This window comes from Burkholderia sp. F1 (genome assembly GCF_050813845.1).
GTDB lineage: Bacteria > Pseudomonadota > Gammaproteobacteria > Burkholderiales > Burkholderiaceae > Burkholderia > Burkholderia ubonensis.
Genome location: NZ_CP172422.1, coordinates 185,018 through 209,537, shown reverse-complemented (window position 1 = coordinate 209,537; position 24,520 = coordinate 185,018). Strand labels below are relative to the sequence as shown.

General features: G+C 67.8%; 26 protein-coding genes. 11 read left to right on the top strand and 15 right to left on the bottom strand.

Annotated elements, in window-relative coordinates; translation table 11 throughout:
- Positions 1–16: 16 nt before the first annotated feature.
- Positions 17–670 carry a peroxiredoxin gene (locus tag ACFIMZ_RS19940; protein ID WP_431824067.1) on the bottom strand — a complete coding sequence of 218 codons (654 nt, stop codon included), beginning with the start codon at positions 668–670 and terminating at the stop codon, positions 17–19.
- Between the two features lie 303 nt (positions 671–973).
- Here ACFIMZ_RS19940 and ACFIMZ_RS19935 point away from each other — a divergent pair, with 303 nt between their 5' ends.
- The 5 genes from ACFIMZ_RS19935 (at position 974) to ACFIMZ_RS19915 (ending at position 5,621) form a co-directional block, all read left to right on the top strand.
- On the top strand, positions 974–1,186 hold the full coding sequence (locus ACFIMZ_RS19935) for a DUF1059 domain-containing protein (protein WP_431825452.1): 213 nt from the start codon (positions 974–976) through the stop codon (positions 1,184–1,186).
- A gap of 284 nt (positions 1,187–1,470) precedes the next feature.
- Positions 1,471–1,929, top strand: coding sequence for a hypothetical protein (locus ACFIMZ_RS19930; RefSeq protein WP_431824066.1), 459 nt, complete (start codon positions 1,471–1,473; stop codon positions 1,927–1,929).
- Between the two features lie 76 nt (positions 1,930–2,005).
- A complete protein-coding gene (locus tag ACFIMZ_RS19925) occupies positions 2,006–4,135 on the top strand; it encodes a hypothetical protein (RefSeq protein ID WP_431824065.1) in 2,130 nt (709 codons plus the stop codon).
- Between the two features lie 155 nt (positions 4,136–4,290).
- Positions 4,291–4,722, top strand: a complete 432-nt coding sequence (locus ACFIMZ_RS19920; RefSeq protein ID WP_431824064.1) for a GFA family protein — start codon at positions 4,291–4,293, stop codon at positions 4,720–4,722.
- Entirely contained in the window at positions 4,713–5,621 is a 909-nt protein-coding gene (locus tag ACFIMZ_RS19915) for an HTH-type transcriptional regulator ArgP (protein WP_431824063.1), read from the top strand. The genes ACFIMZ_RS19920 and ACFIMZ_RS19915 overlap by 10 nt, the downstream gene beginning before the upstream one ends.
- 30 nt (positions 5,622–5,651) lie before the next feature.
- On the opposite strand, the gene ltaE is transcribed toward ACFIMZ_RS19915, so the two are convergent.
- From ltaE to ACFIMZ_RS19900, 3 genes are all read right to left on the bottom strand, one after another.
- Complete coding sequence (gene ltaE, locus ACFIMZ_RS19910; RefSeq protein WP_431824062.1) at positions 5,652–6,665, bottom strand: low-specificity L-threonine aldolase; 1,014 nt, start codon at positions 6,663–6,665, stop codon at positions 5,652–5,654.
- A 114-nt stretch (positions 6,666–6,779) separates the two neighbouring features.
- Positions 6,780–7,310 carry a hypothetical protein gene (locus ACFIMZ_RS19905; RefSeq protein WP_431824061.1) on the bottom strand — a complete coding sequence of 177 codons (531 nt, stop codon included), beginning with the start codon at positions 7,308–7,310 and terminating at the stop codon, positions 6,780–6,782.
- Positions 7,311–7,323: 13 nt separating this feature from the next.
- Positions 7,324–7,662: a hypothetical protein gene (locus ACFIMZ_RS19900; RefSeq protein WP_431824060.1), complete on the bottom strand. Its 339-nt coding sequence runs from the start codon at positions 7,660–7,662 to the stop codon at positions 7,324–7,326.
- A gap of 458 nt (positions 7,663–8,120) precedes the next feature.
- On the opposite strand from ACFIMZ_RS19900, the gene ACFIMZ_RS19895 reads away from it, so the two are divergent.
- From ACFIMZ_RS19895 to ACFIMZ_RS19885, 3 genes are read left to right on the top strand one after another with little or no spacing between them, the layout of a single operon-like run.
- Positions 8,121–9,533, top strand: a complete 1,413-nt coding sequence (locus ACFIMZ_RS19895) for a cytochrome ubiquinol oxidase subunit I (RefSeq protein ID WP_431824059.1) — start codon at positions 8,121–8,123, stop codon at positions 9,531–9,533.
- A gap of 32 nt (positions 9,534–9,565) precedes the next feature.
- Entirely contained in the window at positions 9,566–10,573 is a 1,008-nt protein-coding gene (gene cydB / locus ACFIMZ_RS19890) for a cytochrome d ubiquinol oxidase subunit II (RefSeq protein WP_431824058.1), read from the top strand.
- Positions 10,545–10,712, top strand: coding sequence for a hypothetical protein (locus ACFIMZ_RS19885; protein ID WP_431824057.1), 168 nt, complete (start codon positions 10,545–10,547; stop codon positions 10,710–10,712). Before cydB ends, ACFIMZ_RS19885 begins: the two co-directional genes overlap by 29 nt.
- Before the next feature lie 14 nt (positions 10,713–10,726).
- On the opposite strand, the gene ACFIMZ_RS19880 is transcribed toward ACFIMZ_RS19885, so the two are convergent.
- Positions 10,727–11,272 (bottom strand): hypothetical protein, encoded by a 546-nt coding sequence (locus ACFIMZ_RS19880; protein WP_431824056.1) that lies wholly within the window; start codon positions 11,270–11,272, stop codon positions 10,727–10,729.
- A 218-nt stretch (positions 11,273–11,490) separates the two neighbouring features.
- On the opposite strand from ACFIMZ_RS19880, the gene ACFIMZ_RS19875 reads away from it, so the two are divergent.
- Positions 11,491–12,399, top strand: coding sequence for a LysR substrate-binding domain-containing protein (locus tag ACFIMZ_RS19875; RefSeq protein ID WP_431824055.1), 909 nt, complete (start codon positions 11,491–11,493; stop codon positions 12,397–12,399).
- Positions 12,400–12,414: 15 nt separating this feature from the next.
- On the opposite strand, the gene ACFIMZ_RS19870 is transcribed toward ACFIMZ_RS19875, so the two are convergent.
- From ACFIMZ_RS19870 to ACFIMZ_RS19830, 9 genes are all read right to left on the bottom strand, one after another.
- Positions 12,415–12,699, bottom strand: coding sequence for a helix-turn-helix domain-containing protein (locus ACFIMZ_RS19870; protein WP_431824054.1), 285 nt, complete (start codon positions 12,697–12,699; stop codon positions 12,415–12,417).
- A 16-nt stretch (positions 12,700–12,715) separates the two neighbouring features.
- Entirely contained in the window at positions 12,716–14,029 is a 1,314-nt protein-coding gene (locus ACFIMZ_RS19865) for a type II toxin-antitoxin system HipA family toxin (protein ID WP_431824053.1), read from the bottom strand.
- 120 nt (positions 14,030–14,149) lie between these two features.
- Entirely contained in the window at positions 14,150–14,344 is a 195-nt protein-coding gene (locus ACFIMZ_RS19860; RefSeq protein ID WP_065503455.1) for a YqaE/Pmp3 family membrane protein, read from the bottom strand.
- Between the two features lie 173 nt (positions 14,345–14,517).
- Positions 14,518–15,717, bottom strand: a complete 1,200-nt coding sequence (locus ACFIMZ_RS19855) for a porin (RefSeq protein ID WP_431824052.1) — start codon at positions 15,715–15,717, stop codon at positions 14,518–14,520.
- 68 nt (positions 15,718–15,785) lie between these two features.
- Positions 15,786–16,241, bottom strand: a complete 456-nt coding sequence (locus ACFIMZ_RS19850; protein ID WP_431825451.1) for a TIGR00725 family protein — start codon at positions 16,239–16,241, stop codon at positions 15,786–15,788.
- 76 nt (positions 16,242–16,317) lie between these two features.
- Positions 16,318–17,148 carry an ABC transporter permease gene (locus tag ACFIMZ_RS19845; protein ID WP_431824051.1) on the bottom strand — a complete coding sequence of 277 codons (831 nt, stop codon included), beginning with the start codon at positions 17,146–17,148 and terminating at the stop codon, positions 16,318–16,320.
- A 10-nt stretch (positions 17,149–17,158) separates the two neighbouring features.
- The gene (locus ACFIMZ_RS19840) at positions 17,159–18,259 is read right to left on the bottom strand and encodes an extracellular solute-binding protein (protein ID WP_431825450.1); all 1,101 of its coding nucleotides are present in this window, start codon (positions 18,257–18,259) and stop codon (positions 17,159–17,161) included.
- 38 nt (positions 18,260–18,297) lie between these two features.
- On the bottom strand, positions 18,298–19,329 hold the full coding sequence (locus ACFIMZ_RS19835; RefSeq protein WP_431824050.1) for an ABC transporter ATP-binding protein: 1,032 nt from the start codon (positions 19,327–19,329) through the stop codon (positions 18,298–18,300).
- A 7-nt stretch (positions 19,330–19,336) separates the two neighbouring features.
- Complete coding sequence (locus ACFIMZ_RS19830; RefSeq protein ID WP_431824049.1) at positions 19,337–20,188, bottom strand: ABC transporter permease; 852 nt, start codon at positions 20,186–20,188, stop codon at positions 19,337–19,339.
- 162 nt (positions 20,189–20,350) lie between these two features.
- Between ACFIMZ_RS19830 and ACFIMZ_RS19825 the strand changes: the two genes are divergently transcribed.
- Both ACFIMZ_RS19825 and ACFIMZ_RS19820 read left to right on the top strand, forming a co-directional pair.
- The gene (locus ACFIMZ_RS19825) at positions 20,351–21,247 is read left to right on the top strand and encodes a LysR substrate-binding domain-containing protein (RefSeq protein ID WP_431824048.1); all 897 of its coding nucleotides are present in this window, start codon (positions 20,351–20,353) and stop codon (positions 21,245–21,247) included.
- A 105-nt stretch (positions 21,248–21,352) separates the two neighbouring features.
- Positions 21,353–22,486, top strand: a complete 1,134-nt coding sequence (locus ACFIMZ_RS19820; RefSeq protein WP_431824047.1) for a hypothetical protein — start codon at positions 21,353–21,355, stop codon at positions 22,484–22,486.
- A 114-nt stretch (positions 22,487–22,600) separates the two neighbouring features.
- Here ACFIMZ_RS19820 and ACFIMZ_RS19815 read toward each other — a convergent pair whose 3' ends face one another.
- Positions 22,601–24,277, bottom strand: a complete 1,677-nt coding sequence (locus tag ACFIMZ_RS19815; protein ID WP_431824046.1) for an alkaline phosphatase family protein — start codon at positions 24,275–24,277, stop codon at positions 22,601–22,603.
- Between the last annotated feature and the right edge of the window lie 243 nt (positions 24,278–24,520).

Below are 24,520 nucleotides of genomic sequence, written 5' to 3'. Positions count from 1 at the left end.
GCACCCCGTCATGCCGTCAACGCGGCTGCGTGACGTACCGCAGATACGGCTTCAGGGTCCTGAAGCCCTGCGGGTATTTCTTCTTCGCGTCGTCGTCCGACACCGACGTCGGGATGATGACGTCGTCGCCCGGCTTCCAGTTCACCGGCGTCGCGACCGTGTGCTGCGCATTCAGCTGCAGCGAATCGAGCAGCCGCATCACCTCGTCGAAATTGCGCCCCGCGCTCATCGGGTAGACCAGCATCGCCTTGACCTTCTTGTCCGGCCCGATGATGAACACCGAGCGCACCGTCGCGTTGTCGACCGCGGTGCGCGGCCCGCCGCTCGCGTTCGGGTGGATCATGTCGTACAGCTTCGCGACCACCAGGTTGTCGTCGCCGATCATCGGATAGTTGATCGCGTGTCCCTGCGTCTCCTCGATGTCCTTCACCCACCGCTGGTGATCGCTGACGGGGTCGACGGAGAGCCCGATGATCTTCGTGTTGCGCTTGTCGAATTCCGGCTTGAGCCCGGCCATGTAGCCGAGTTCGGTCGTGCACACCGGCGTGAAGTCCTTCGGATGCGAGAACAGGATCGCCCAGTGGTCGCCGATCCACTCGTGAAAGCGGATCGTGCCCTCGGTGGTCTCGGCCGTGAAATCGGGCGCTTCTTCTCCTAGTCGAATCGACATTTCGTCCTCCATGACATGGAACCCTCGAAACCCTCATGACGCGCGGGAACGCGTGCAGGCACGCGCCGCGTTCCGCGCGCGCTTATAGCGTAGGTCAAATTGCGCGCGTCACGGGCGGCGCCGCGCGGCGCGCTCGGCCGCAAAGTGCCCGATCCCGAATGGGCCCGCCGCGGCGCCGAACCGCCGCGTTGCGCCGCCTATACTTTTTTCATCGATTCCCCGAACGTGACGCACGCCCGTGTCGCGACGCACCGGCGGTCGCGCGAAGAACCCGGCCGGTCCCTTTCCTGTGAGGAGAACATCATGTCTCGCCGCTATATCGATTGCCGCGAGTTTCCCAGCGCGACGAACTGCTCGGTCGCGATCTCCGCCGATTCCGACAGCGAACTGCTGGAGGCCGCGGTTCAGCACGCGGTCGCGGTGCACCAGCACACCGACACGCCCGAGTTGCGCGCGCAACTGATGACGCTGTTCCGCGACGGCACGCCGCCCGCCACAGCGCCCCGGCAGCCATGACCGGCCCACTCCACTGACCCCGCCGACCCAGCATAGGCCGATATCTCCCCCGCATCGCCGCCCCTTCCCCCGCCGCGCCGGCATCCTCGCCGGCCGATGCGGTCATCGCCGGCTCCCGCATCGGCCCCCGTTCCCCCGTCGATCACGCGTGAAACGTTTTTCCGGCGTTGCACCGTGACGCGCGCGTCATGAAAACAAATTCCCCCATCGAATCATCACGTTAGCGCAGATGGCACGGTGTTCGCTAGCAACAGGAAGCAGGTTCGCATGCGCGCGACACCGGCGTGCGCACGCCGGTGTCGCCCCCGCAGGAACACGACGGCGGCGCCGACGCCGCGCCGGAACAGGCCGCTGCCCGGTACGAACGTTCCGTTTCGTTGAACCCGACGCATCCCGGAAGCGACGCCTGGCGCGACACGCCAGGCAGGCCGGCGAACGGGAAGTCATTTTTGCAACGTCTCGAACGACGCCAGTCGCTTCAGGAGGACACCATGAAAGTGCGAGGAACGAACGGGGCGCTGCGCGTGTGGCGCGCGGTGCTGACCGGTCTTTGCGCGAGCGCCGTCGCGTTCGCCGCGCTCGGCACGACAGCGTCGTTTGCCGCCGGCAACGGACCACGCCACGCCGGCCACGGCTCGCTGCCGTCGAAAGGAAGCATCCCGGCCAAGTTCCCGAAGCTTCCGAGCGGCCCGCATCCGAGCGAGGCGACGAACGTCGGGAAGTTCAAGCCGCAACAACTATAGGCATCACGCTGAAGTCGTTGTCGGAGAAAAGATTCATCCATTCGATCACTGATGCGTGAGGTTTGCCATGAGTGCAATGCGAACGTTGTTCCACTCCCCCGGACCACTGGCGCGCGGGCTGGCCGCGGCCGGGCTCTGCGCCGTCGCCCAGGTTTCGCACGCCGTCCCGCTGGATGCGCAAATCGACCTGAAGGTGCTGGTGCTCGCCAGCCAGCAGGCCGGCAACACGCCCGAGCTGCAGGCGACGCAGACGATCCTCGACCGGCTGGGCGTGCCGTACACGATCTGGTCGTACGACACCAACGCCCCGACGCTGCCCACGCTCGAAACCGGCGACCATGCGATGTACCAGGGCATCATCATGCCGATCAGCGACGCCCGCTACATGAATCCGTTCGCCGGCGGCGCGCTCGCGACGACGCTCGCGCGCTACCAGTTCAAGTACAACGTGCGGCTCGCGAGCGTCTACACGTGGCCGGGCGACACCGGCTGCATGCAGTACGTCGGCTACCGGGACACGACCGCGTCGCCGCTCGGCACGACGCTGACGACCACCGGCAAGACGCTGTTCCCGTACATGAACGCCGGCACGAGCGCGACGAATCCGCTGACGGTGCAGAACGCGTGGACCTACTTCATGTCGCCCGCGAGCCCGCTGCCGGCCGGCACGACCACGACGACGCAGATCCAGGGCACGGCGTCGACCGGCGTCACCTATTCGGTCGCATCGACCTGCCTGTTCGGCAACACGACGCCGCTCGCGGGCGACAGCACGTCGCGCGAGATCATGGCGGTCTCGTTCGACAACAACCCGTACCTGATGCATTCGATGACGCTGTCGTACGGCCTCGTCAACTGGGTCACGCGCGGGCTGTTCGTCGGCGTGCGGCACGCGTACATGGATCCGCAGATCGACGATATCGGCATCCCGGACGAGATCTACCCGTATGCGCTGTCGCTGTACGGCTACTGGTACAACGTGACGACAGGCGCCGAGACGAGCACGAGCCCTGCGGGCCAGTGTCCGCTCGGCGGCGTTTCGCAGACCACCGGCATGACCGCGTGCGAGTACCGGATGAGCGGCGCCGATTTCGACAACGCAATGGCCTGGCAGGACAACGTCAACGCCAGCACCGCGAATGCGGGCGCGCTGAAATTCACGTTCGCCTTCAACGGCGCGGGCTTCGACACGGCCGATGGCGGTCTCGGCAACTACCCGCCGAGCGGCACCGACTCGTTGAGCACCGAGGTGAACGCAAACGAGTACGAGTTCAAGTGGATTACCCATACGTATGACCATGCGCTGCTGGAGCCGATAATCAACCCGCCGATCACGATCACGCCCAGCCAGGTGACGGCCGAGCTGCAGAACAACAACGCGGTCGCGCAGAGCTTCGGATTCGAGAAATACAACAAGACCGTCATCGTGACGCCCGAGATCTCCGGCCTCTACTACGCGCCGACGCTGGGCGCACTCCAGTCGTACGGCATCAACGTGCTCGTGTCCGACTCGTCGAAGCCGACGCCGCCGGTCGGCACGCCGAATTGCCCTGTCAACAACAACGGCGTCGCCTGGTCGCTGCCACCGTTCAATGCCGGCAAGTACAACTGCGTGAACCCGAGCATCTTCGAAATCCCGCGTTATCCGACGGCGCTGTTCTACAACGTATCGCAACCGTCGGAATGGGTCGCCGAATACAACTACTTCTACGGCGCGAACGGGATCGACCCGACGCGGTGGGGCGTCGACCAGACCTACGCGCAAGTGCTCGACCACGTGTCCGATACGCTGGTGACCTACCTGCTCACGTACGACATGCGGCCACTGATGTTCCACCAGTCGAACCTGCGCGCGTACAGCGGCACCAGCACGCTGCTCGGCGACCTGCTGAACGCGGTGCTGACGAAGTACAACAAGTACTACAAGGGCATGCCGATCCGCAGCCCGTACCTGTCCGACGCCGGCACGCTCGCGAAGCAGCGGCTCGTGTTCAACTCGTCGAACGTGACGGCGACGCTGAAGCCCGGCGTGTCGATCACGCTCAGCGCGTCGCGCAGCGACGGGCAGTCCGTCGTGGTGCCGGTCACCGGCGTGACGTTCGGCCTCGTGCACGAAACGTATGGCGGCCAGAGCAATTCCACGATCACGCTGCTCCCTGCGACCGCCTATACGACGCTGATCACGCCGGCGCCCGCCTGGCAATAGCAAGCCGCGTCATGGAGACGCGAGTCGACGACGCCCGCCGCAAGGCGGGCGTTTTTTGTATGGGGCCCGCGTCGTTGGACCGTTCGCGAATCTGTGAAACAATCCCGCTTCCCCCTTTCAACCAGAATACGGCGACTCAGCCAAGGAGCCGATCGATGATCACCTCGGGAAGCTGTCACTGCGGCAACATCTCCTTCGCGCTCGACTGGCGCGACGCGCCGCCTCGCATTGCCGCGCGGTCCTGCACCTGTTCGTTTTGCCGCAAGCATGGCGGCACCTGGACCTCCTGTCCGGTCGGCGCGCTCGAAATCACCGTGAAGGACCCGGCGCAGGTCAGCGCCTATGCGTTCGGCACGCGCACGGCCCGATATCACGTGTGCCGCACGTGCGGCATCGTGCCGGTCGTGACGAGCGAAGTGGACGGCCGGCTCTACGGGGTCGTCAACGTCAACACGTTCGACGGGGTCGACGCTGCGCTCATCGAGCGGGCCGTGGCCGCTTCCTTCGACGGGGAGGGTACGGACGAGCGTCTCGCTCGCCGCAAGCGCAACTGGATACCGGACGTCGTGTTCCGCGAATGTCGCTGACGATCGATCCGAAGCAGGCCGCCGCGCTGCTGGCCGTCGCCGACACCGGCAGCTTCGAGCAGGCGGCGGTGCGCCTGCACGTGACCGCGTCCGCCGTCACGCAGCGGGTGCGCGCGCTGGAGACGAGCCTCGGCACGCCGCTCGTGCTGCGCACGCGGCCGTGCCGGCCGACCGTCGCCGGGCAGCGCGTGCTGCAGCACCTGCGCCGCGTCGCGCTGCTGCAGGCCGACCTTCAAAGCGCGCTCGCGGTCGAGCGCGAATCGCCGATCTCCGTCACGATCGCGCTCAATTCCGACAGCCTCGGCACCTGGTTCCTGCCCGCGCTGACGTCGGTGCTCGCCGGCGAGCGCATCCTGTTCGAGCTGATCGTCGAGGACCAGGACCATACGTTCGCGCTGCTCGAAAGCGGGATGGCGGTCGGCTGCGTGACGACCGAGCCGAAGCCGATGCGCGGCTGCGTCGCGACGCCGCTCGGCACGATGCGCTACCGGCTGCTTGCCGCGTCCGCGTTCGCCGCGCGCTGGTTTCCGCGCGGCCTCAATCGCGCGAGCGCGCGCCGCGCGCCGGTCGTCGCGTATTCACGGCGCGACACGCTGCAATCGTCGTTTCTGGAAGAAAAGTTCGGGTTGCCCGTCGGCGCATACCCGTGCCACTACGTGCCGGGCACGCACGCGCATTTCGCGGCGGTAAAGCACGGGCTAGGCTATGCGATGGTGCCGGCGCCGCTGCTCGGCGACACGCCGCTCGACGCGCAGGGCCTCGTCGATCTCGCGCCCGCGCATCCGACCGACGTCACGCTGTACTGGCACGCGTGGACCGTGCAGTCGCCGGCGATGGCGTCGCTGTCCGCGCGCGTCGTCGAGGCGGCGCGGCGGCTGCTCGCGCCGCTCGCGCGCTGATCGCCCGGACGACGCTGCGCCGCCGCCCGGTTACGCGCGCCGCTGCGCGAAATACGCGCCGACCGCGGCGATGAACGTATCGACATCGTCGCGCGACACGTCGCAGTGCGTGACGAAACGCGATGCATACAGCATCTGCGTGAGGATCCCGCGTTCCTTGAGCCACGCTTCGAGCGGCGCGCAGTCGGCTTCGGGGAACTGCGCGAATACCATGTTCGTCGCGTGCGACAGCACCTTCACCTCGTCGATGCGCGCGAGCCCCGCGGCAAGGCGCGCGGCGTTCTCGTGATCGTCCGCGAGCCGCTCGACGTTGTGCTCGAGCGCATACAGGCACGCCGCCGCGAGCAGCCCCGACTGCCGCATCGCGCCGCCGAGCATCTTGCGCCAGCGCCTTGCGCGCTCGATCAGCGGCCGGCTGCCGACCAGCACCGAGCCGACCGGCGCGCCGAGCCCCTTCGAGAAGCAGATCGACACCGAGTCGAACGGCGCGCACAGGTCCGCGATCGCGCGGCCCGACGCGACGGCCGCGTTGCACACGCGCGCGCCGTCGAGGTGCGCGGACAGCCCGTGGCTGCGCGCGACTGCGACGGCCTCTTCCGCGTAGCCGGTCGGCAGCACGCGGCCGCCGATCGTGTTTTCGAGCGCGAGCAGCCGCGAGCGCGCGAAGTGGTCGTCGAGCGGCTTGATCGCGGCGACGATCCTGTCGATCGGCAACGTGCCGTCGAGCGCGTTCTCGATCGGCTGCGGCTGGATGCTGCCGAGCACCGCCGCGCCGCCGCCTTCGTATTTGTAGGTGTGCGCCCGCTGGCCGACGATGTATTCGTCGCCGCGTTCGCAATGCGCCATCAGCGCGGAGAGATTGCTCTGCGTGCCGCTCGGCAGGTACAGGCCCGCCTCCTTGCCCGCGCGCTCGGCCGTCACGGCCTGCAGGCGCTTGACGGTCGGGTCGTCGCCCCACACGTCGTCGCCGACTTCGGCGGAAGTCATCGCGGCCAGCATCGCGGGGCTGGGGCGCGTCACGGTATCGCTGCGTAGATCGATCATCGGTGGTCCCTGAGTGAACGCGGGCCGGCACGGGCTCCGCTGAAGCAAAACTCAGAGTGTACGCAAATCACGGGGCGACTGCCGGACGCGCATGCCGGCGCATCGCCAGCCGCGTCAGTAGCGCGGCGGCGGCGGCTGGACGCCCGGAGGCGGCATCGGCGGCGCGGCGCGCGGCGCGCCCCCATAGCCACCGCCGCCGCTCATCCCGCCCGGCACCGGCACGCGGTTGCCGGTCGCGTACATGCACTGCAGGTACGCGTAGTCGTAGCGGCGCTGCACGTCGTACGCCGACCCCTGCGCGGCGCCCGCGCCGACCACGCTGCCCGCGAGCAGCCCGGCGCCCGCGCCGACGGCCGCGCCGCTGCCGCCGTTGAACGCGGCGCCGGCCGCCGCGCCGAGCGCCGTGCCGACCGCCGCGCTGCCGACGGCGCTCGCCGTCGACGCCTGCCCGGCGGTCACGCCGCCCGATTGCTGGAAGGCGTACTGACGGCAGTTCGCGTCGTCGGCGCGGAACTGGTCGAACGACTTGCCCGTGCCGGGCAGCGCCATCACGGTCGGTCCGTTCGGCACGAACGCGCATGCGCTGACGAGGCCGGCCAGCACCGCCAGCGCGGGCCAGCGCGCATATCGGATCGCCTTGCTCATCGTCGCACCTCCTTCATTGCGGCCGCGCCGGCACCGTCCGCCAGCCCGACTTGCATGTCTTCACGTACGGGTAGTAATGCTTCGACGCGTCGCAGTAGTACCAGGCGCCGCCGTCGTTCGCATCGGCGTCGCCCTGCGCCTGGCCCCGCTCGATGTACTCGGGCGGCGCAGGCGGCGCGACAGGCACCGCGACGACGGGCGGCGGGTAGTAATAGGGCGCGGGCACGACGGGGTAGTAATACGGATAGCCCGCGCCGATGTAGACCCCGACGCGGGCGGCATGGGCCACGCCCGCCGCGCCGATCGCGGCGGCGGCGAGCGCACCCGCCAGCGCCAGCTTCGATGCGTTCACGTCTCGTTCTCCGACAAACCGGCTCGCCACGCGAACCCGATGTCCTCAACGCTACGCCGCACGCGATCCGGTATCCATTACGGATGCGCGCGCCAATGTTGCAAGACGTTACCGGTGTCACGGAAACCGCGCGCGGCGGCCGTCGGCGCGCGCGCCTGCGTTACCGGCCAACCAGCCGAAACGGACGAGCGGGCATCGCGCTCCCGATGATGCGACGCGCCATATTGACGCAGGTGCGGCGGGCCGCCGCGCCCCGCCCTCTGCGGGCCGCGCCGCGATCTTGATACGAATCAACGATTTAACGCGGCGCCGCCGCGCAGGGTCTGGACATCTGCGACGAGTTGGCGCATTTCGCACCGCAATATCGCGTCCCATACTCCAGCCAACCCTGCAACCGATCTCGGCCAGGGTCCGCCGGCAGGCCCGCCGGCGGGTATCGACAGCTTCGGTCAACTGGTATGGATACCGCATTTTCGGCCCTCGATCTGGCCCGCCTGCAATTCGCGTTCACCGTTTCGTTTCACATCGTCTTTCCGGCGCTCAGCATCGGCCTCGCGAGCTTCATCGCGGTGCTCGAATACCGCTGGCTCAAGACCGGCAAGCCTTACTACAAAACCCTCTGCCTCTTCTGGTCGAAGATCTTCGCCGTTGCGTTCGGGATGGGCGTCGTCTCCGGCGTGGTGATGAGCTATCAGTTCGGCACCAACTGGGCCGGCTTCTCGAGCTTCGCCGGCTCGGTCACCGGTCCGCTGCTGATGTACGAGGTGATGACCGCGTTCTTCCTCGAAGCCGGCTTCCTCGGCATCATGCTGTTCGGCTGGAACCGCGTCAGCCCGCGCGCGCACTTCGGCGCGACGCTGATGGTCGCGATCGGCACGATCATCTCGACGTTCTGGATCCTCGCGTCGAACAGCTGGATGCAGACGCCGCAGGGCTTCGAGATCGTCGACGGCCGCGTCGTGCCGACCGACTGGCTCGCGATCATCTTCAACCCGTCGTTCCCGTACCGCCTCTTCCACATGGCGATCGCCGCGTTCATCGTGGCCGCGCTGGTGGTCGCCGCGACCGGCGCATGGCACCTGCTGAAGGGCCGCCGCGACCAGGGCGTGAAGAAGATGTTCTCGATGGCGCTGTGGCTGCTGCTGGTGCTCGCGCCGGTGCAGGCGCTGATCGGCGACCAGCACGGCATCAACACGCTGAAGCACCAGCCGGCGAAGATCGCCGCGATCGAGGGCCTGTGGGAAACCGAGAAGGGCGGCACGCCGCTCAACCTGTTCGGCATTCCCGACATGCAGGCCGAAACCACGCGTTACGCGGTGAAGGTCCCGCACCTCGGCAGCCTGATCCTCACGCACAGCTGGGACGGCGAGATCCGCGGCCTGAAGGAATTCCCGCCGCAAGACCGTCCGAACTCGACCGTCGTGTTCTGGAGCTTCCGGATCATGGTCGGCCTCGGCTTCGCGATGATCGCGCTCGCCGCGCTCGCCTGGCTGCTGCGCCGCCGCGACCGCCTGTATGAATCGAAGGGGTTCCAGCGCTTCGCGCTCGCGATGGGCCCGACCGGTTTCGTGTCGCTGCTCGCGGGCTGGGTGACGACCGAGGCAGGCCGCCAGCCGTGGGTCGTGTACGGCGTGATGCGCACCGCGCAAGCCGTGTCGCCGCTCTCCGCGCAGCAGGTCAGCATCTCGATGATGACGTTCGTGGTCGTGTACTTCCTCGTGTTCGGCACCGGCGTCTACTACATGCTCAAGCTGATGAAGGCCGGCCCCGCGCTGCCCGACGTCCCGCATGACGACAAGCCGGACACGCGCCCCGACCATACCGCGCGCCGCCCGATGTCGGCCGTCGAAGAACTGATCGAGACCGTCTGAACGGCCCGCCACACACGCATACGAGGATATTCATGGACGTCACCGTAATCTGGGCCGCGATCATCGCATTGGGGCTCTTCATGTACGTCGTGCTCGACGGTTTCGACCTCGGCATCGGCATCGTCTTCCCGTTCTTCCCGGACGAGAAGGAACGCGACCTGATGATGAACACGGTCGCGCCCGTGTGGGACGGCAACGAGACGTGGCTCGTGCTCGGCGGCGCCGGCCTGTTCGCGGTGTTTCCGGTCGTCTACTCGACCGTGCTGTCCGCGCTGTATTTGCCGCTCGTGTTCATGCTGGTCTGCCTGATCTTCCGCGGCGTGTCGTTCGAGATCCGCGCGAAGGCGCGCCGCACCAAGCAGCTTTGGGACCTCGCGTTCATCGGCGGCTCGGCCGGCGCGACGCTGTTCCAGGGCATCGCGCTCGGCGCGTTCCTGCAGGGCATCAACGTGAAGGACGGCGCGTTCGCCGGCGACGCGTTCGACTGGCTCACGCCGTTCAGCCTGCTGACGGGCCTCGGCCTCGTCGCCACCTACGCGCTGCTCGGCTGCTGCTGGCTCGTCGCGAAGACCGAGGGCGACCTGCAGCGCCGCCTGCATCGCGTCGTGTGGCCGCTGACCGTCGTGCTGCTCGGCTTCATCGCGATCGTCAGCCTGTGGACGCCGCTGCAGGACCCGGCGATCGCGCAGCGCTGGTTCGATTCGGGACTGTTCTGGCGCCTGCTGCCGGTGCCGTTCCTCGTCGTCGGCTGCGCGATGTGGATGCGTCGCGCGGTGCGCGACCGGCATGACATGACGCCGTTCGTGCTCGCGCTGGCGCTCGTGCTGCTCGGCTATGTCGGCCTGCTGGTCACCCTGTTCCCGTATGCGATCCCGCAGAGCATGACGATCTGGGAAGCGGCCGCGCCGCGTTCCAGCCAGACCTTCACATTGGTCGGCGCAGCGGTTATCCTGCCGATCATCATCGCCTACACGACGATGGGCTACTGGGTATTCCGAGGCAAGGTGCGCCATGAAGACCAGCACTACTACCACCACTGAGCAACAACCCGCGCCGCGCTCGCGGCTGCGCGGCTGGATGTGGTTCGTCCTGCTGTGGGCAGGCGGCGTCGCCGGCGCGGTCACGCTCGGCTATGCGTTCAAGATCTTCATGAACCTGACGCTGTTTGCGGTGAAGTAAGCGCGCGGCGCCGGTCAGCGCCCGCACGGCGCCGCGCACATCGCCTTGTCCACTTCCGCGAAAAACGTCTGATAGAACGCCGGCTCGACGACGGTCGTGGTGCGCGAGTCGCCGTTGCTGTCCCACACCGTGCGGTTGAACCGCGCACGCACGACCGTGTCGCGCGTGCTCGTCACCCGTACCGTCACGATCGCGGCCACGCGCTCGTGATCCGGCTTCGCCGGCAACAAGCCGATGCGGGCCTTCACCGCGCCGCGCAGCAGTTGCCGCCACTTCGGGAGCAGCGTGTCGCTGCGGCCCGCTTCAACCAGCCCCGTATCGCGCTCGACCGTCACCGGCGCGTAGCCCTGCGCGCGCAGCACGCCCGCCACCGCATCGAGCACATGCGCCTGCGTCGCGCCCGCATAGCTGCGATCGCTCAGCATCCGCAGCGTCTGCTGCTCCGCCTCCGTCAGGTCGACCTCGGTCTGGCTCGAGCTGTAGCGCACCAGCGAGCCGCCGCTGCCGATCTGGCGCTCGTTCGCCGGCTGGGCGGCACATCCGGCCAGCGCCGCGAACAAGCCGGCACAGGCAAGCGCCCGCGCGCAGCCGCTTCGTCCCGATCGCGGCAGCGTCAGTGGGGCTCGCCGAAAACAGCGGATTCCGGTTGATCGGCAATCGGGCGGCGTTATGATCGTCATCGGCGCATTCTCCTGTCGGCGCCATGATAGGGACGCGTCCCGACCTCGACAAACGACATTTCCTGACCGACTGTGTAGCTTTTCTTCGCGATCGCACGATGCGCCGACTGCCGCCCCTGAACGCGCTGCGCAGCTTCGAAGCTGCCGGACGCCTGCAAAGCCTGACCCTCGCCGCCGAGGAGCTGAACGTGACCCAGAGCGCGGTCGCGCAGCAGATCCGCGTGCTCGAATCGTTCTTCGGCCTGAAGCTGTTCGAGCGCGACGGGCGTTCGCTGCGGCTCACGCCGCGCGCGCGGCACTATCTGGTCGACGTCGCGAGCTGCCTCGGGCGGCTTGCGCAGGCGACCGGGCAGATGTTCGATTCCGTCGGCAGCCTGCCGATCCGCATCGATACGACCACGTCGTTCGCGCACGGCTGGCTGCTGCCGCAACTGGCCGCGTTCCAGGCCGCGCATCCGGGCATCGACGTGCAGCTCGCCGCGACGCCCGACGCCGAGCAGGACCGGCTGGACGAGACCTGCGACGTCGTAATCCGCCGCTATACGCCGGAGCTGCGCCGCAAGGGCTTCGTGTCGAGGCCGCTGCTCGCGGGCGTGGCGGTGCCCGTGTGTGCGCCCGGCCATCCGCTGCTCGAGCGCGTGCGCGTGCCGTCCGACCTGCGCAATGCGCCGCTGCTGCACTACGCGGGCGTGCCGCAAGCCTGGCAGTACTGGTTCCATCAGGCCGGCACGGACGTCACCGAGACGCTGCGCGGCCCGTTCTATCGCGATTTCTTCCTGCTGCTCAAGGCCGCCGCCAGCGGGCTCGGCGTATGCCTCGCAACGCGCGCCGTCGTGCGCGACGACCTCGCAAACGGCCGGCTCGTCGCGCTGTTTCCCGAGGTCCGGCTCGAAGGGCCGCCGTTTCATTGCCTGTATCGCGACGACGACGACGACCGGCCGCTGCGCACGTTCGTCGAATGGCTGTTCGCGCGGGCGGTGGAAATGGATGGGCCTATTACGGCGTGACGAGGGCGGCGGGCGCTATGGCGACTCGCGCACGACCCCGAGCTTCAGCCCCAGCATGCCGAAGATCCGATTCATGGTCTGCACCGTGCCATCGCTGCGCCCCTGCTCGATATCCTGAATCGTTTTTGTGGATACGCCCGCGAGCTTCGCCATTTCCGCGCTCGTCAGCCGCATCGTGCGCTTGAGATGGCGCACGGATTCCCTCAACGTCCATTCGGGATGCGAAAGAACATCCTCGATCGCCTGCCGCCGAAGCGCCAGTTGTTCCGGAAGCGGCAGCGTGTTGTAGCGCTTGTCCATGGTGTCGTCGACCGTATCAGAGTGCGGCCATTTCGTCGGCAAGCCGTGCAATGCCCGGCCGCAGATGCGCGTGTACGTCCGGTTCCAGCCCGAAATCCGCACCATGGTCAGCCACGTTCCGCAGACGTGGCGCCATGTCGCGCAGCCGTGCCGCCAACGCGCCGCGATCGAGTGCACGATGGGTTTCCCCGGGCTGCGGCTCGCTCGCCCGGACGACCGTGTCGAGCACGCGCGTCCAATCCGGGCCGCCGCCGTCATTGTCTTGCCAGCGAATGCGCCTGGCGATGCCGTCAGGATGCAAGTACATCGGCGCGAAATCGTATAGCGGCGTAAGCGCGACGCGGCCGTCGAAGTCGCGTTGCAAGGCAGTATTTCGTGCGTGATTGTCCTTGTTGCCGAGTGCCAGATTCGCGACGTCGCGGCACAGATATTCGCTCACCTCGGCTTGCGGATCCGTGCATTCGCGGACGAGATGCCAGCACACCTCATCGTGGGCCGGCACGACGCCGAAACCGGCCTTGCCGGTCAACGACGCAATACTTTCCTGGGCGAGCCGGACAACACCCGCCACACCGCGCACACGATCGAAACGAGGAATGAAAAGGGATCGGCCGCACAGCATCAACGGCGCATGCACACGCAGGCCGAGATATCGTGCAAGTGCCATGTATGGCGCCTCGTGCCGCAGGATTTGGGCAAGACGCTCATTCGTGCCGCGTCCGAACTTCACGATGTAATGCTCCATCGCTCGCTCGTCAGGCAACGTGTGATCCAGGTAGAGAAGGCCGTCGTCAGCCCGGGTCAGCAGCAGCTTGGGCCATTCGCCCTGTACACCGGACGATCCGGCCACAAAGAACCCGTGTGCAGCAAGATACTCGCTGAACGCATCGCCGCGCGTCGCAATCTCGTCGTCCGTGAAACCTTGCTGCGGCCCGCGCCGCTCGGCCAGCCACTGCGCAGCCTCCTTCACGCGAAGATTGCCGATCGAATTGCCGGCACCGGCCAGCAGCAGCGGCCAGTCGGCGCCCTCTTCCGCCGTTTCCGGCAACCCGAGCCGGCGAAGCAGTTCAAGACGACCGAAACCCTGTGGCAGCAGGTCAATCAGGAATACCGGCCAATGCGGCTGATCCAGCGGCTCGAGGCCGACCGGAAAGCGACAGGTCATCGCATACGCGTCCCTGGCTGGCCGATGTTTAACTGCCCATTCGATGTCGTATCCCGTATACGTGCGGCTACGCCAACCCTCCCCGGTTTGCCCGAGCAGACTGACGACACCGACGTCATGCCAGATGCCGTCGGCGTGCAGTTGAATGGTACATGACTGATTCATTTCGGTAGAAATCTATACATATCACGGCAATCTATCTGCATGAATTATATAGAATTCTTCCGAAATAGGATGACAGGAGAAAAGACGCCGGGAAATGCGCCGTTGCCAATCCGGCCCCGCTCAGCGGCGGCCGCCCAGCGCTTCCTCGATCTTGCGATCGGTCTTGTACTGGCTCAGCGCATAAACCGACCAGATCGCGGCCGGGATCCAGCCGATCAGCGTCAGCTGCAGAATCAGGCAGATCAGCCCGGCGAACGGACGGCCGATCGTGAAGAACTGCAGCCACGGGACCAGCAGGGCAAGAATCAGGCGCATCGAGAACCTCTTGTTGCGTTGTTGAAGGAGATTGCGCGGTCAATATGGCGCTGCGCCCCGTAGAAATCAAGCGCGCGCTGCGCCACCGCTTCCCTTCACCCGCTCGTCAAAAAAACGGCCCTCGCATCACACGAGGGCCGTATCAAAGCGCTGGAGAAAATCCCGCGTTGCGGTCAGAACGTATGCCGCACGCCAACCCGCACGAGCGTCTGCGTGTTCCCGGCGGACGAGATGCCGTTGCCGACGTCGCCGACCGACGCCGTCGCGTTGACGACATTGCCGAATGCGTCGAGCGTCTTGCCGCTCGCCTTCTGGTAGCCGACGAGGCCGTACAGCGCGGTGCGCTTCGACAGGAAGTAATACGACGCGAGGTTCAACTGGTGATACTTCGGCGCGGCTTCGCCGCCGACCGAGCTGCCGCGCGTGAAGTCGTAGCCCGCCGCGATGCGCAGCGCGGGCGACGCCTGCCACGACACGGTGCCGCCGACCGAGTTGTAGGTCGCGGTGCCGGCGAACGTCGAGAACGCACCGGCACGGTATTGCGTATTGCTGTACGACAGGCCGAGCGTTACCGCGCCGATCTGGTAGGTCGACGCGGCCGCGACGATCTGCATGCTCTTCGACGATGCGAAGCCTTCGTTGATCGACGATGCGAACGTGCCGTCGTACGAGCCCGTCCATGCGCCGCCGTTCGCGCCGAACGCGTTCGTCGCGTACAGGTACGCGGCGCCAATTGCGAACGGCCCGTTCACGTACTGCCCGCCGACGCTCCACGTATTCTGGTTCTTCACGCTGCCCGGCTGGCCGCCGAAGCCGTACAGCGCACCGAACGTGAAGCCGCCGAATTTCGGGCTCACGTACTTGACCGAGTTGTTCTCGCGCGACTGGTTGTCGATGTTGTCGAGATCGCCCGGATGCGCGCCCATCCCGGTCAGGAACGAGCCGGGCCCGATCGAGCCGACGAAGTCGACGACCGGATCGTACTGGCGGCCCATCGTCAGCGTGCCGTAGCGCGTGCTCGACAGCCCCATCCACGCCTGGCGGCCGAACATCCGGCCGCCCTGGCCGAGCTGCCCGGTGCCGATGTTGAAGCCGTTCTCGAGCTGGAATACCGCCGCGAGCCCACCGCCGAGGTCTTCCTTGCCCTTCAGCCCCCAGCGGCTTCCCGACCACGTGCCGCTCGCGAAGCTGTAGCTCGATGCGCCGCGATACGCGACCGGCGAACCCGGCGAACCCTTGCTCGTCGCGACGCGCTGGTTGCTCGCGTACCCCAGCCCCGCGTCGACGATCCCGTAGAGCGTGACGGTGCCTTGCGCATGCGCCGCGGTGCAAAGTCCGCCGGCGACGCAGAGCGCGAATGTGATCTTCTTCATATAGAGGATTCCTGTTTATTGAATCGATGCCGCCTGAAACGATGCATCCCCCCGAGCGAGATGCCGACCTACGCCGAATCGGACAGCCAGCGCGCGGCACGCGCGACGAGCCGGTCCGCTTCGTCGAAGCATTCGACGCCCGCCACCTGCGGTGCGTCGCAAATCGTGTACACCGGCTTGCCCCATTGCAGCCCGAGCGCGATTTCCGACAGCGTGCCGAGGCCGCCGCCGACCGCGATCAGGCACAGCGACGCGCGCGCGATCAGCGCGTTGCGCGTGATGCCGAGGCCGGTCGGCAGCGCGACGGTCAGATAGGGGTTCGCGTCCCGCGCGTCGTCCTCGGGCAACAGCCCGATCGCGCATCCGCCTGCCGCATGCGCGCCGCGCGCGGCGGCCTCCATCACGCCCTGCTTGCCGCCGCCGACGAGCGCGATGCCCGCCGCCGCGAGCCCGTGTGCGATCCGTTCGGCGACGTATAGCTGTTCGTCCGTCGCGTCGCGCGGCCCGATCACGCCGACCGGCATCCGGTGCCGGCGCGCGCCGCGCTGCCGTTGCGCGAGGCGCGCGAGCGCGGCGCGCGCGTCCTCCGACCATTCACATTCAATGACGCCGTTGCCGAACAAGGCCTTCCCCCAGTGCAAGAACGCAGGTGCAGAGCGCCGTCAGCACGATCGACAGCGCGGCCGCCTGCGAGAAATCGGTTTGCCCGTCCGACAGCTTCAGGTACATCAGCAGCGGCAGGATGTTGATCTGCGTGCCCGCGAGCGCGAGCGCCGTGCCGTATGTGCCGAGCGCGATCGCGCTGACGAGGCACCACGCCGACGCGACCGACGGCCACAGCTCCCGCCACGCGACGTCGAGCCACGCGCGCCACGGCTGCGCCCCGAGCGTCAGCGCCGCCTCGAGCGGGCGCCGGTCGAGATTCGCGAGCGCCGGATAGAGGATCAGCGCGACGCGCGGGATCAGGTAGTACGCGTAGGCAAGCGCCAGCCCCGGCATCGTGTAGATCGCGCCGCCCACGACGTTGGCGTCCGCGCCGAGCGACGCGAGCAGCGTCGTCACAAAGCCGGCCCGGCCGAACGCGAGGATGAAGCCATACGCGATCACCAGCCCGGAAAACGCCAGCGGCACGCCAAGCAGCGCGAGCGACCAGCGCCGCCGCGCCGGCGACTGCCCGCCGAGCGCGAACGCGACCGGCACGCCGACGCCGACGGACAGCGTGCCGGCGCCCGCCGCGAGCACCAGCGAACGCCCGATCGCATCGGCGACGAGCGGATCGCCGAGCACCGCGGCGAACGCGCGGCCGCCGTCGGTGAACGCCGCGCCGACGAGCGCGGCGAGCGGCAGCGCGAAGCACACCGCGAGCAGCGCGGCGGCAGGCAGCGCGCCGTAGCGGCGCATCACGCCGCGCTCCATGGACGAAACCCGCATCGTGCACCCCTTACTTGCCGAGCGTCGCCTGCGACCACAGCTGGTCGACCTCGGCCTTGCGCGCCGCCGCCTTCGCGACGTCGAGCGGGCGCACCTGCGGCGCATTCGGCAGCTTCGCCGCGACGTCCGGCGCCACCGGCGTGCCGGGCACCGCCGGACGCACGTAGCCTTGCGCGAACAGCGCCTGCCCCACGTCGCTCATCACCAGGTTGAGCCACAACTGCGCGGCGGCCGGGTTCGGGCCATTCTTCACGAGGCTCATCGCGTACGGCGCCGACACGCTGCCGTCCTGCGGAATCACGACTTCCGCCGCGTCGCCCATCCCGTCCGCGTATTTCGCCTTGAGCCCGTCGTTCTCGTAGCCGATCAGGATCGGGATCTCGCCTTTCACGAACTTCGCGTAGGGCGTCGTGCCCTCGACGCGCAGCACGTTGCCAGCGTTCTTCAGCTTGCCGAAGAATTCCGCGCCCGGCTTCGGGTTCTCGACGCTGCCGCCGTTCGCATACGCGGCCGCGAACACCGCGACCTGCCCCTGCCCGGTCGAGCGCGGATCGAGATAGACGACCGCGTTGCGGTACTCGGGCTTCAGCAGGTCGGACCAGCGCTGCGGCACGTTCTTCACGAGCTTCTTGTTGACGAGGAACGCGATGTTCAGCGAGTGCACCGCGAACCAGCGGCTGTCGGCCGCGCGGAACACCGTCGGCAGCTTGTCGAAATTGACCGGCTTGAACGGCGCGACCACGTCCTTGCCCGCCGCGTCGAGCGCCGACGCCGCAAAGTAGTACGCGGTGTCGGCCTGCGGGTGGCGCCGCGACTTGTCGAGCGCGACGACGGTGGCCGCCGAGCCGATGTCGTTGTACGTGATCTCGACCTTCGGATAGCGCTTGCGGAATTCGGCGAACAGCGCCTTCCAGTTCGCCCATTCCGGCCCCGTGTCGAACGACACGACGAGCCCTTCGTCGGCGGCCTTCTCGTACAGCGCGTCTTCGCCGGGATACAGCGGCGCGGCATGGGCGAGCGCGGGCGCGAGCGTCGCGAGCGCGCAGAGCGCCAGCAGGCGGCGGCAAATCTCACGGCGGAAGGCTTGGAGGAAGTGGCGGCGTGCGGACATCATGAATCTCCGTTGAATGAATGGGGTCGCCCGCGTGCTTACGCGGCGGGCAGCACGAGCAGATGGCGCGGCTCGATCGCGACGCAGCGCGCGGGGAGTTCGCGCCCCTCGCCCAGCAACGCGTCGGTCGCACCGGCCGGCACGAAGTCGAAACGCTGCGTCGCGCCGAAGTAGCGCACCTCGCCGACCCGGCCGTCGATGCGGTTCACCGCGTACGCGGGCGGATCCGGCTGCACGTGCTCGGGCCGCACCAGCACGTCGACCGAGTCGCCCGGCCGGTGCGCGCCCGTCTCGGCGCACAGCGTCGTGAAGCGCACGTCGACCGCGCCCTGCGCGAGCACGCGGCCGCGCAGCACCGTCGAATGGCCGACGAAGCGGGCGACCTGCGCGCTCGCCGGACGCTCGTACAGGTCGCGCGGCGTGCCGGCCTGCAGCACGCGGCCGCCGTCGACGATCGCGACGCGATCGGCCATGCTGAGCGCCTCGTCCTGGTCGTGCGTGACGAGCAGCGTCGTCGCGCCGCACGCGCGCTGCAGTGCGCGGATCTCGTCGCGCAGCTGGTGACGGATGCCGGCGTCGAGCGCCGCGAGCGGCTCGTCGAGCAGCAGCAGCTTCGGCTCGATCACGAGCGCCCGGGCAAGCGCGACGCGCTGCTGCTGGCCGCCCGACAGCATCGTCGTGGGGCGGTCCGCCTGCGCCGCGAGGCCGACGCGCTCGAGCATCTCGAGCGCGCGCCGGCGCCGCGCCGCGGCCGGCACGCCGCGCATCTTCAGGCCATAGCCGACGTTGTCGACGACCGACAGGTTCGGGAACAGCGCGTAATGCTGGAACACCATCCCGACCTCGCGTCGCCACACCGGCACGCCGGCCATGTCGTCGCCGCCGATCGCGATGCGGCCGCGATAGCCGTCGAGCAGGCCGGCGGCCAGGCGCAGCAGCGTGGACTTGCCGGAGCCGCTTCGGCCCATCACGGCGAGCAGCTCGCCCGGCGTTGCGGCGAGCGTGACCGCGTCGACGCCGTGACGGGCGCCCGGATACTGGAAGCTGACGTTTTCGAAATCGAGGCTCATGACGGTTTCACTTCAAGCGTTGCACGGTGCCGACGGACGCGAGCGTCGCGAGCACGGCGAGGACGAGCAGCACGACGGTCGCCGCGCAGGCCATTCCCGACGCGCCGTAGAACGCCTGCAGCAGCACGATCGGGTAGTTGCGGTAGCGGAAGCCCGCGATCAGGTTCGACATCTGGAATTCGCCGATCGACAGCGCGGCCACCATCACGAGACCGGAAAACAGGCTGTGCCGCAGGTTCGGCAGCACGATCGTGACGAACTGGCGCAGCGGCGGCGCGCCGAGCGTCGCGGCGCACGCCTCCAGATGCGCGAGGCCCAGGTGGCGCAGGTCGCTCAGCAGCGTCTGCAGCAGGTACGGCAGCGTCAGCACCGCGTGCGCGGCGATCATCAGCGGGAGCGTGCCGAGCCACGGCAGCGTGTCGCCGCTGAAGATCGCGATGTAGCCGAAGCCGAGCGTCAGCGCCGGCACGGCGATCGGCATCAGCATCACGACGCGCGTCGCGAGCCCGCGGCCGGCCTGCGCGCGGTGATGCAGCGCATAGGCGAGCGGCAGCCCCAGCACCGCGTTGATCGCGCAGCAGGCCAGCGCGACGACGAGGCTCACGCCAAACGCGCGGGTGAAGCTGCGGTTCGCCGCGAGATCCGCGAACCAGTGCCACGTGACGCCGGTCGGCAGCAGCGTGTTCGTCCACGACTGCCCGACCGAGCCGATCAGCAGGAGTGCGATCGGCAGCGCGAGATACAGGCCAAACACGATGACGAGCGCCCGCAGCAGCACACTCCCCGCCGTCACGCGCGACCGATTGTTACGACGAATCGGAACACCTTCGACAAGAACCGGGGCGGATGACGGATGCATGGGCAAGCTCGCTGACGGACACGAAATGCGCCGCGCAACGCTTGCCGGACGGGGCCGGCGCACGTTGTCGTGACGGACGCAGTGTGCGGATGCGACATGGCATCGTCATGAAAAAAACGTACAACGCCCGCATCGGTCTGTGCGCGCAAGGAATAGTTCGTCATGAAGCACCTGTTTCCGAACGTCGCGGAACTGCACGCATTCGTGAGTTCCGCGAAATATCTGAACTTCTCGTATGCGGCCCGCGAGCTCGGCCTGACGCCGAGCGCGGTGAGCCGCCAGATCGCGAATCTCGAGGCGCTGTTCGGCGTCAGGCTGTTCGTGCGCGAAGGGCGCAATCTCGCGCTGACGCGGGCCGGACAGGTCTATCACGCACGGGTGGTCGGGCCGCTTCGCGAAATCGGCAATGCGTCGATCGAACTGCTGAGCGCGCGCGAGAACAGCGACCTGCTGACGATCGCGAGCGTGCCGACCTTCACGACGAAGTGGCTGGTGCCGCGGCTTGCGCGCTTTCTCGCCGGCGCGCCGGGCGTCACACTGAGCTTTCGCCGCCATCTCGCGCACGGCGACGTGTTCCCGTTCGGGCTCGACGCGGCGATCCGCTACGGCGACGGCGCATGGGAAGGGGTGCGAAGCGATTACCTGGACGGGCGCACCTTCGTGCCGGTGTGCTCCGTGGAATTCGCGGCGCGCCACGCACTGCGGGCCCCCGGCGACGCGGTAGCCGCGCCGCGGCTCGTGCACGAGCAGGCGGAAGTCGCGTGGTCCGTGTGGGCGGAACGCCATCGCGCGGCGCAGATGAACGCGCTCGCGGGGCCGCGCTTCGAGCAGTATTCGGTGCTGATCCAGGCCGCGCAGGCGGGGCTCGGGCTCGCGCTCGTGCCGCGCTTCCTGATCGCCGACAATCTCGCGGCCGGCACGCTCGTCGAGCCGTTCGACGCGAGCGTCGACGTCGACGCGCAGGGGCATTACCTGTGCTACGCGCCGGAGCGCCTGGAGACCAGCGCGGCGTTGCGGCGCTTCAGGGAATGGATGCTGGACGAATGCGCGAAAGGGTGAGGCGAGGCCGCCGACCATACGCCATCACGAAGCCGGCCTGAACGCGCCGGCTATACTTGCCGACTTCCAAAAACAAGCACCAGAACAACATCCGGAGAGGGCAATATGAACAAGCATCACGCCGGCGACCATCGCTACGCTTGCGCCGACGCACGCGGCACCGCGTGGAAACGCATCGCGGCAACCGCGCTCGCCGCGGCCTGCCTGGCCAGCGCCGCGCAAGCCGCCGACAACGCCGCACCCCGCCACTATCTGAGCCTGAGCCGCGACGGCGCCGGCAAGCTGCCGTGGAGCGACGAACCCTATAGCTGGATCACGCACGACGGCAAGGTGCTGCGGCAGGGCGTCACCGACGCCAACGGACGCGCCGCCGTCGCGCGGCAAGCGGGCGAGACGCGCTATGCGCTGGACACGATCAATCTCCGCTGGAACTATGCGGTCGACGACGCGTGCTGGTCACGCCAGGGCGCCGACTTCGGGCGCTGCGTCAAGCTGGTCGACACGGTGGACAAGGTCTCGCAGCAGCGCGAACAGGAGGAGCACGCCCGGGAAGAGGAAGCGAAGACGCGTCGCGACGCGGCGCTGGCTCGCTATCGCGAAGCTGCGGCCGCGAACAACGACGAACTCGCGTGGCTTGGCCCGCTGCCGGCCGAGTGGTCCGCCGACGACGTTAGCCGGCAGATCAAGGACGTCTTCCACAAGATCGAGCACGACCTCGACACCATGAGCGACGCGGACGTCGACGTGACGCGCTTCGTCTGCAAGTCGCCGGACCAGATCGGACCTGCGCCCGACGAGCAGGCCGTCGTCGATTATCTGGACAGCCTGCGCACGCCCGGCACGACGACGCGTCCGCAATGGCGGGCGCTCGTCGAGGCCGCGCGCAAGGGCAACTGGCTCGCGCGGCTGCAGCTCTACTTCGCGCTCGACTCGCGGCCGCAGGACGATCTCGTCAGCACATACCGGCGGACGCAATTGATGACGTGGCTGCAGGCCAACCACGTGGGCGCGCTCTACACGCACTACCTGAGCCTGCTTGCCTCGACCGGCTTTTTCGAGGGCCCCAGCCCGGGCCCCAGCTCGCCGATCTACCTGTACGCGGCGATGCACGGCAGCTACTCGGCGATGAAACGCGCCGGCGATGTGCTGGCCGACGACGATGACCCGAAAATCCGGGCAAGCGGCGAGCGCATGCGCGACTGTGCAGTGAAGATGATGCCGGTGCTGTTCGCGAAGTAACCGCGGCGCCACGCGTCGCTCGCAAGCACAAGCACAAGCACAAGCGCGGCGCCGTCGACCGCCCGGCGCCGCGCAATGCGCCTGCCGCGCGCGGGCGGTAGGCGATTCACCCGGTCAATGCTCGATGCCCAGCCCCGGCAGCACGTGCGTGTGCTCGGCGACGACCGCGTGCAGCAGCTCCGGCTCGACGCCGAGCAGCCCGAGGATCGTCGGCGCGACCTGCTTGGTGCCGACATAGTCGCTGACCGAGCGCGCGCGATGCAGGCCCGGATACGACACGAGCAGGCCGAGGTGGTTGTCGTCCGGCGCATTGCCGCCGTGCTCCTCGTCCTTCTTCGTGCTCGACGTGTAGATCACGCCCGGGTTCGGCTGCACGACGATGTCCGGCGTGCGGCCGTTGGCCGGATCGCCGAACCGCTCGGCGAGCGCCGAGCCGTACAGGATGTACGCCTGCGGGCCGTCCGCGCAGATCCCCGGCGCGTTGCAGCCGAGGTTCGCCTTCAGCGTCGTGACGACGGCGTTGCGCTGGCTGCGGTCGCGCAGCCAGATCAGGCCGACGTCGTCGGTCTGCACGAAGCCCGTGCCGACGAGGCCCGTGCCGTCGTTCAGGTTCCCCGTCGTCGTGTTGTTCTGGCCGAAGTTGCCGTTCGGGTCGAGATAGTTGTTCGCTTCGAGCAGCTTCGTCAGCGTGTCGCCGTTCTTCACGAGCTTCGTGTGGTCGGTCGGCGACTGGCCATGCTTCGCCGTCACGATCACGGCCGTCGAGCCGTACAGGTTGCGCTGCTTCAGTTCGGCGACGATCCGGCCGATCGAGTTGTCGACATACGTGATCGCGTTCGCGACTTGCCCGTTCGGCGTGAAGTTCGCGTCCAGGTAGCCGCCGCCCTTCGTCACCGGCGCCTTCTGCGCGACGCTCAGCGTCTGGAAGTTCGTGCCGAACAGCGTCGGCACCGGCGCGGCCGTCTTGCCGGTCGAATCCTTGCCGTCGATCTGGTTGATCAGCGCCTGCACGTGCAGGTTGTCGAACTGCGCGGTATGCGAATAGACGTCGGTGTAGTCCGTCTTCGTCACCGGGTCGATCGAGTTGATCTCGGTGCGCGCGAGATCGTCGACGCCCTTGCCCGACGGGCCATTCAGCCAGTCGTAGCCCCATGCATGCTTGTCGGCCCACGCGGTGCGCGCATTCGGGATCGCCGACTTCACGGCCTCGAACACGGTGTTCGTCTTCACGTAGTTGTGCGGATAGACCGGCACGCACTTGCCGCCGACGAGCGCGTTCGGGATCGCCTGCGGGTTGAACGCGCCGCCGCCGTCGAGGTGCACGAGCGGGCCGCCGTTCATCGCGTCGATGCCCGTCGTTTCGTCGAACACGACGTTCCAGCCCTGCTTGCCCGAGCAGGTCGTGTCGGTCGGCGCGTACAGGTTGCGGTCATACGACACGTCGTAGAACAGGCCGGCCGTCTTCGGCGAGCCGCCCGTCACGAGCGCCGCAAGACCCGGGAACGAATCGGACAGGCCCGGCGTGTGCGCATTCGTGTACGTCACGCCGCTTTGCGCGAGCGCCGCCACGTTCGGGCACGTGTTCGCGCCGATGCAGCGCGCGAGATCCTGCTCGTGCAGGCCGTCGATGCTGAGCAGCAGCACGTGCTTCGCCACGCGGCGGCCATGCCCGCCCCGGGCATCGTCACCCTGCGCGTTGTCGTTCTGCGCGTGGACGCCCGCGCTCGCGAGCGCCAGCGCGCCCGCCACCACCATTGCCATCTTCCGTTGCTTGCCAAAGAACGAAATCATCACCCCACCTCATCGATAGACGTTGAACCGCATGACCTGCGAACAGGCGCGTCAATATCGCCGAGCCATGCGGCGGTCCCGTGAAGCAAGGCTTTCTGTTTTCTGTCAAACGTAACCAATCGCAAGTGACGTGAGGTGGTCGTGATGTGATGATTGCGATCGGTCGGCGATTCCGCGTGCAGTTGCACCAGGCGGGTGCATGCGGGGCGTGGGCGGGCGGCTTTCATCCGCTTTTTGGGTTCG

What these genes read in the sequence shown, in the direction of transcription:
- ACFIMZ_RS19940 (WP_431824067.1), bottom strand. Translation starts at nt 670, where the DNA reads ATGTCGATTCGACTAGGAGAAGAAGCGCCCGATTTCACGGCCGAGACC.
- ACFIMZ_RS19935 (WP_431825452.1), top strand. Translation starts at nt 974, where the DNA reads ATGTCTCGCCGCTATATCGATTGCCGCGAGTTTCCCAGCGCGACGAAC.
- ACFIMZ_RS19925 (WP_431824065.1), top strand. Translation starts at nt 2,006, where the DNA reads ATGCGAACGTTGTTCCACTCCCCCGGACCACTGGCGCGCGGGCTGGCC.
- ACFIMZ_RS19920 (WP_431824064.1), top strand. Translation starts at nt 4,291, where the DNA reads ATGATCACCTCGGGAAGCTGTCACTGCGGCAACATCTCCTTCGCGCTC.
- ACFIMZ_RS19915 (WP_431824063.1), top strand. Translation starts at nt 4,713, where the DNA reads ATGTCGCTGACGATCGATCCGAAGCAGGCCGCCGCGCTGCTGGCCGTC.
- ltaE (WP_431824062.1), bottom strand. Translation starts at nt 6,665, where the DNA reads ATGATCGATCTACGCAGCGATACCGTGACGCGCCCCAGCCCCGCGATG.
- ACFIMZ_RS19905 (WP_431824061.1), bottom strand. Translation starts at nt 7,310, where the DNA reads ATGAGCAAGGCGATCCGATATGCGCGCTGGCCCGCGCTGGCGGTGCTG.
- ACFIMZ_RS19895 (WP_431824059.1), top strand. Translation starts at nt 8,121, where the DNA reads ATGGATACCGCATTTTCGGCCCTCGATCTGGCCCGCCTGCAATTCGCG.
- cydB (WP_431824058.1), top strand. Translation starts at nt 9,566, where the DNA reads ATGGACGTCACCGTAATCTGGGCCGCGATCATCGCATTGGGGCTCTTC.
- ACFIMZ_RS19885 (WP_431824057.1), top strand. Translation starts at nt 10,545, where the DNA reads ATGAAGACCAGCACTACTACCACCACTGAGCAACAACCCGCGCCGCGC.
- ACFIMZ_RS19875 (WP_431824055.1), top strand. Translation starts at nt 11,491, where the DNA reads ATGCGCCGACTGCCGCCCCTGAACGCGCTGCGCAGCTTCGAAGCTGCC.
- ACFIMZ_RS19870 (WP_431824054.1), bottom strand. Translation starts at nt 12,699, where the DNA reads ATGGACAAGCGCTACAACACGCTGCCGCTTCCGGAACAACTGGCGCTT.
- ACFIMZ_RS19865 (WP_431824053.1), bottom strand. Translation starts at nt 14,029, where the DNA reads ATGAATCAGTCATGTACCATTCAACTGCACGCCGACGGCATCTGGCAT.
- ACFIMZ_RS19860 (WP_065503455.1), bottom strand. Translation starts at nt 14,344, where the DNA reads ATGCGCCTGATTCTTGCCCTGCTGGTCCCGTGGCTGCAGTTCTTCACG.
- ACFIMZ_RS19855 (WP_431824052.1), bottom strand. Translation starts at nt 15,717, where the DNA reads ATGAAGAAGATCACATTCGCGCTCTGCGTCGCCGGCGGACTTTGCACC.
- ACFIMZ_RS19850 (WP_431825451.1), bottom strand. Translation starts at nt 16,241, where the DNA reads ATGCCGGTCGGCGTGATCGGGCCGCGCGACGCGACGGACGAACAGCTA.
- ACFIMZ_RS19845 (WP_431824051.1), bottom strand. Translation starts at nt 17,148, where the DNA reads ATGCGGGTTTCGTCCATGGAGCGCGGCGTGATGCGCCGCTACGGCGCG.
- ACFIMZ_RS19840 (WP_431825450.1), bottom strand. Translation starts at nt 18,259, where the DNA reads ATGTCCGCACGCCGCCACTTCCTCCAAGCCTTCCGCCGTGAGATTTGC.
- ACFIMZ_RS19835 (WP_431824050.1), bottom strand. Translation starts at nt 19,329, where the DNA reads ATGAGCCTCGATTTCGAAAACGTCAGCTTCCAGTATCCGGGCGCCCGT.
- ACFIMZ_RS19830 (WP_431824049.1), bottom strand. Translation starts at nt 20,188, where the DNA reads ATGCATCCGTCATCCGCCCCGGTTCTTGTCGAAGGTGTTCCGATTCGT.
- ACFIMZ_RS19825 (WP_431824048.1), top strand. Translation starts at nt 20,351, where the DNA reads ATGAAGCACCTGTTTCCGAACGTCGCGGAACTGCACGCATTCGTGAGT.
- ACFIMZ_RS19820 (WP_431824047.1), top strand. Translation starts at nt 21,353, where the DNA reads ATGAACAAGCATCACGCCGGCGACCATCGCTACGCTTGCGCCGACGCA.
- ACFIMZ_RS19815 (WP_431824046.1), bottom strand. Translation starts at nt 24,277, where the DNA reads ATGATTTCGTTCTTTGGCAAGCAACGGAAGATGGCAATGGTGGTGGCG.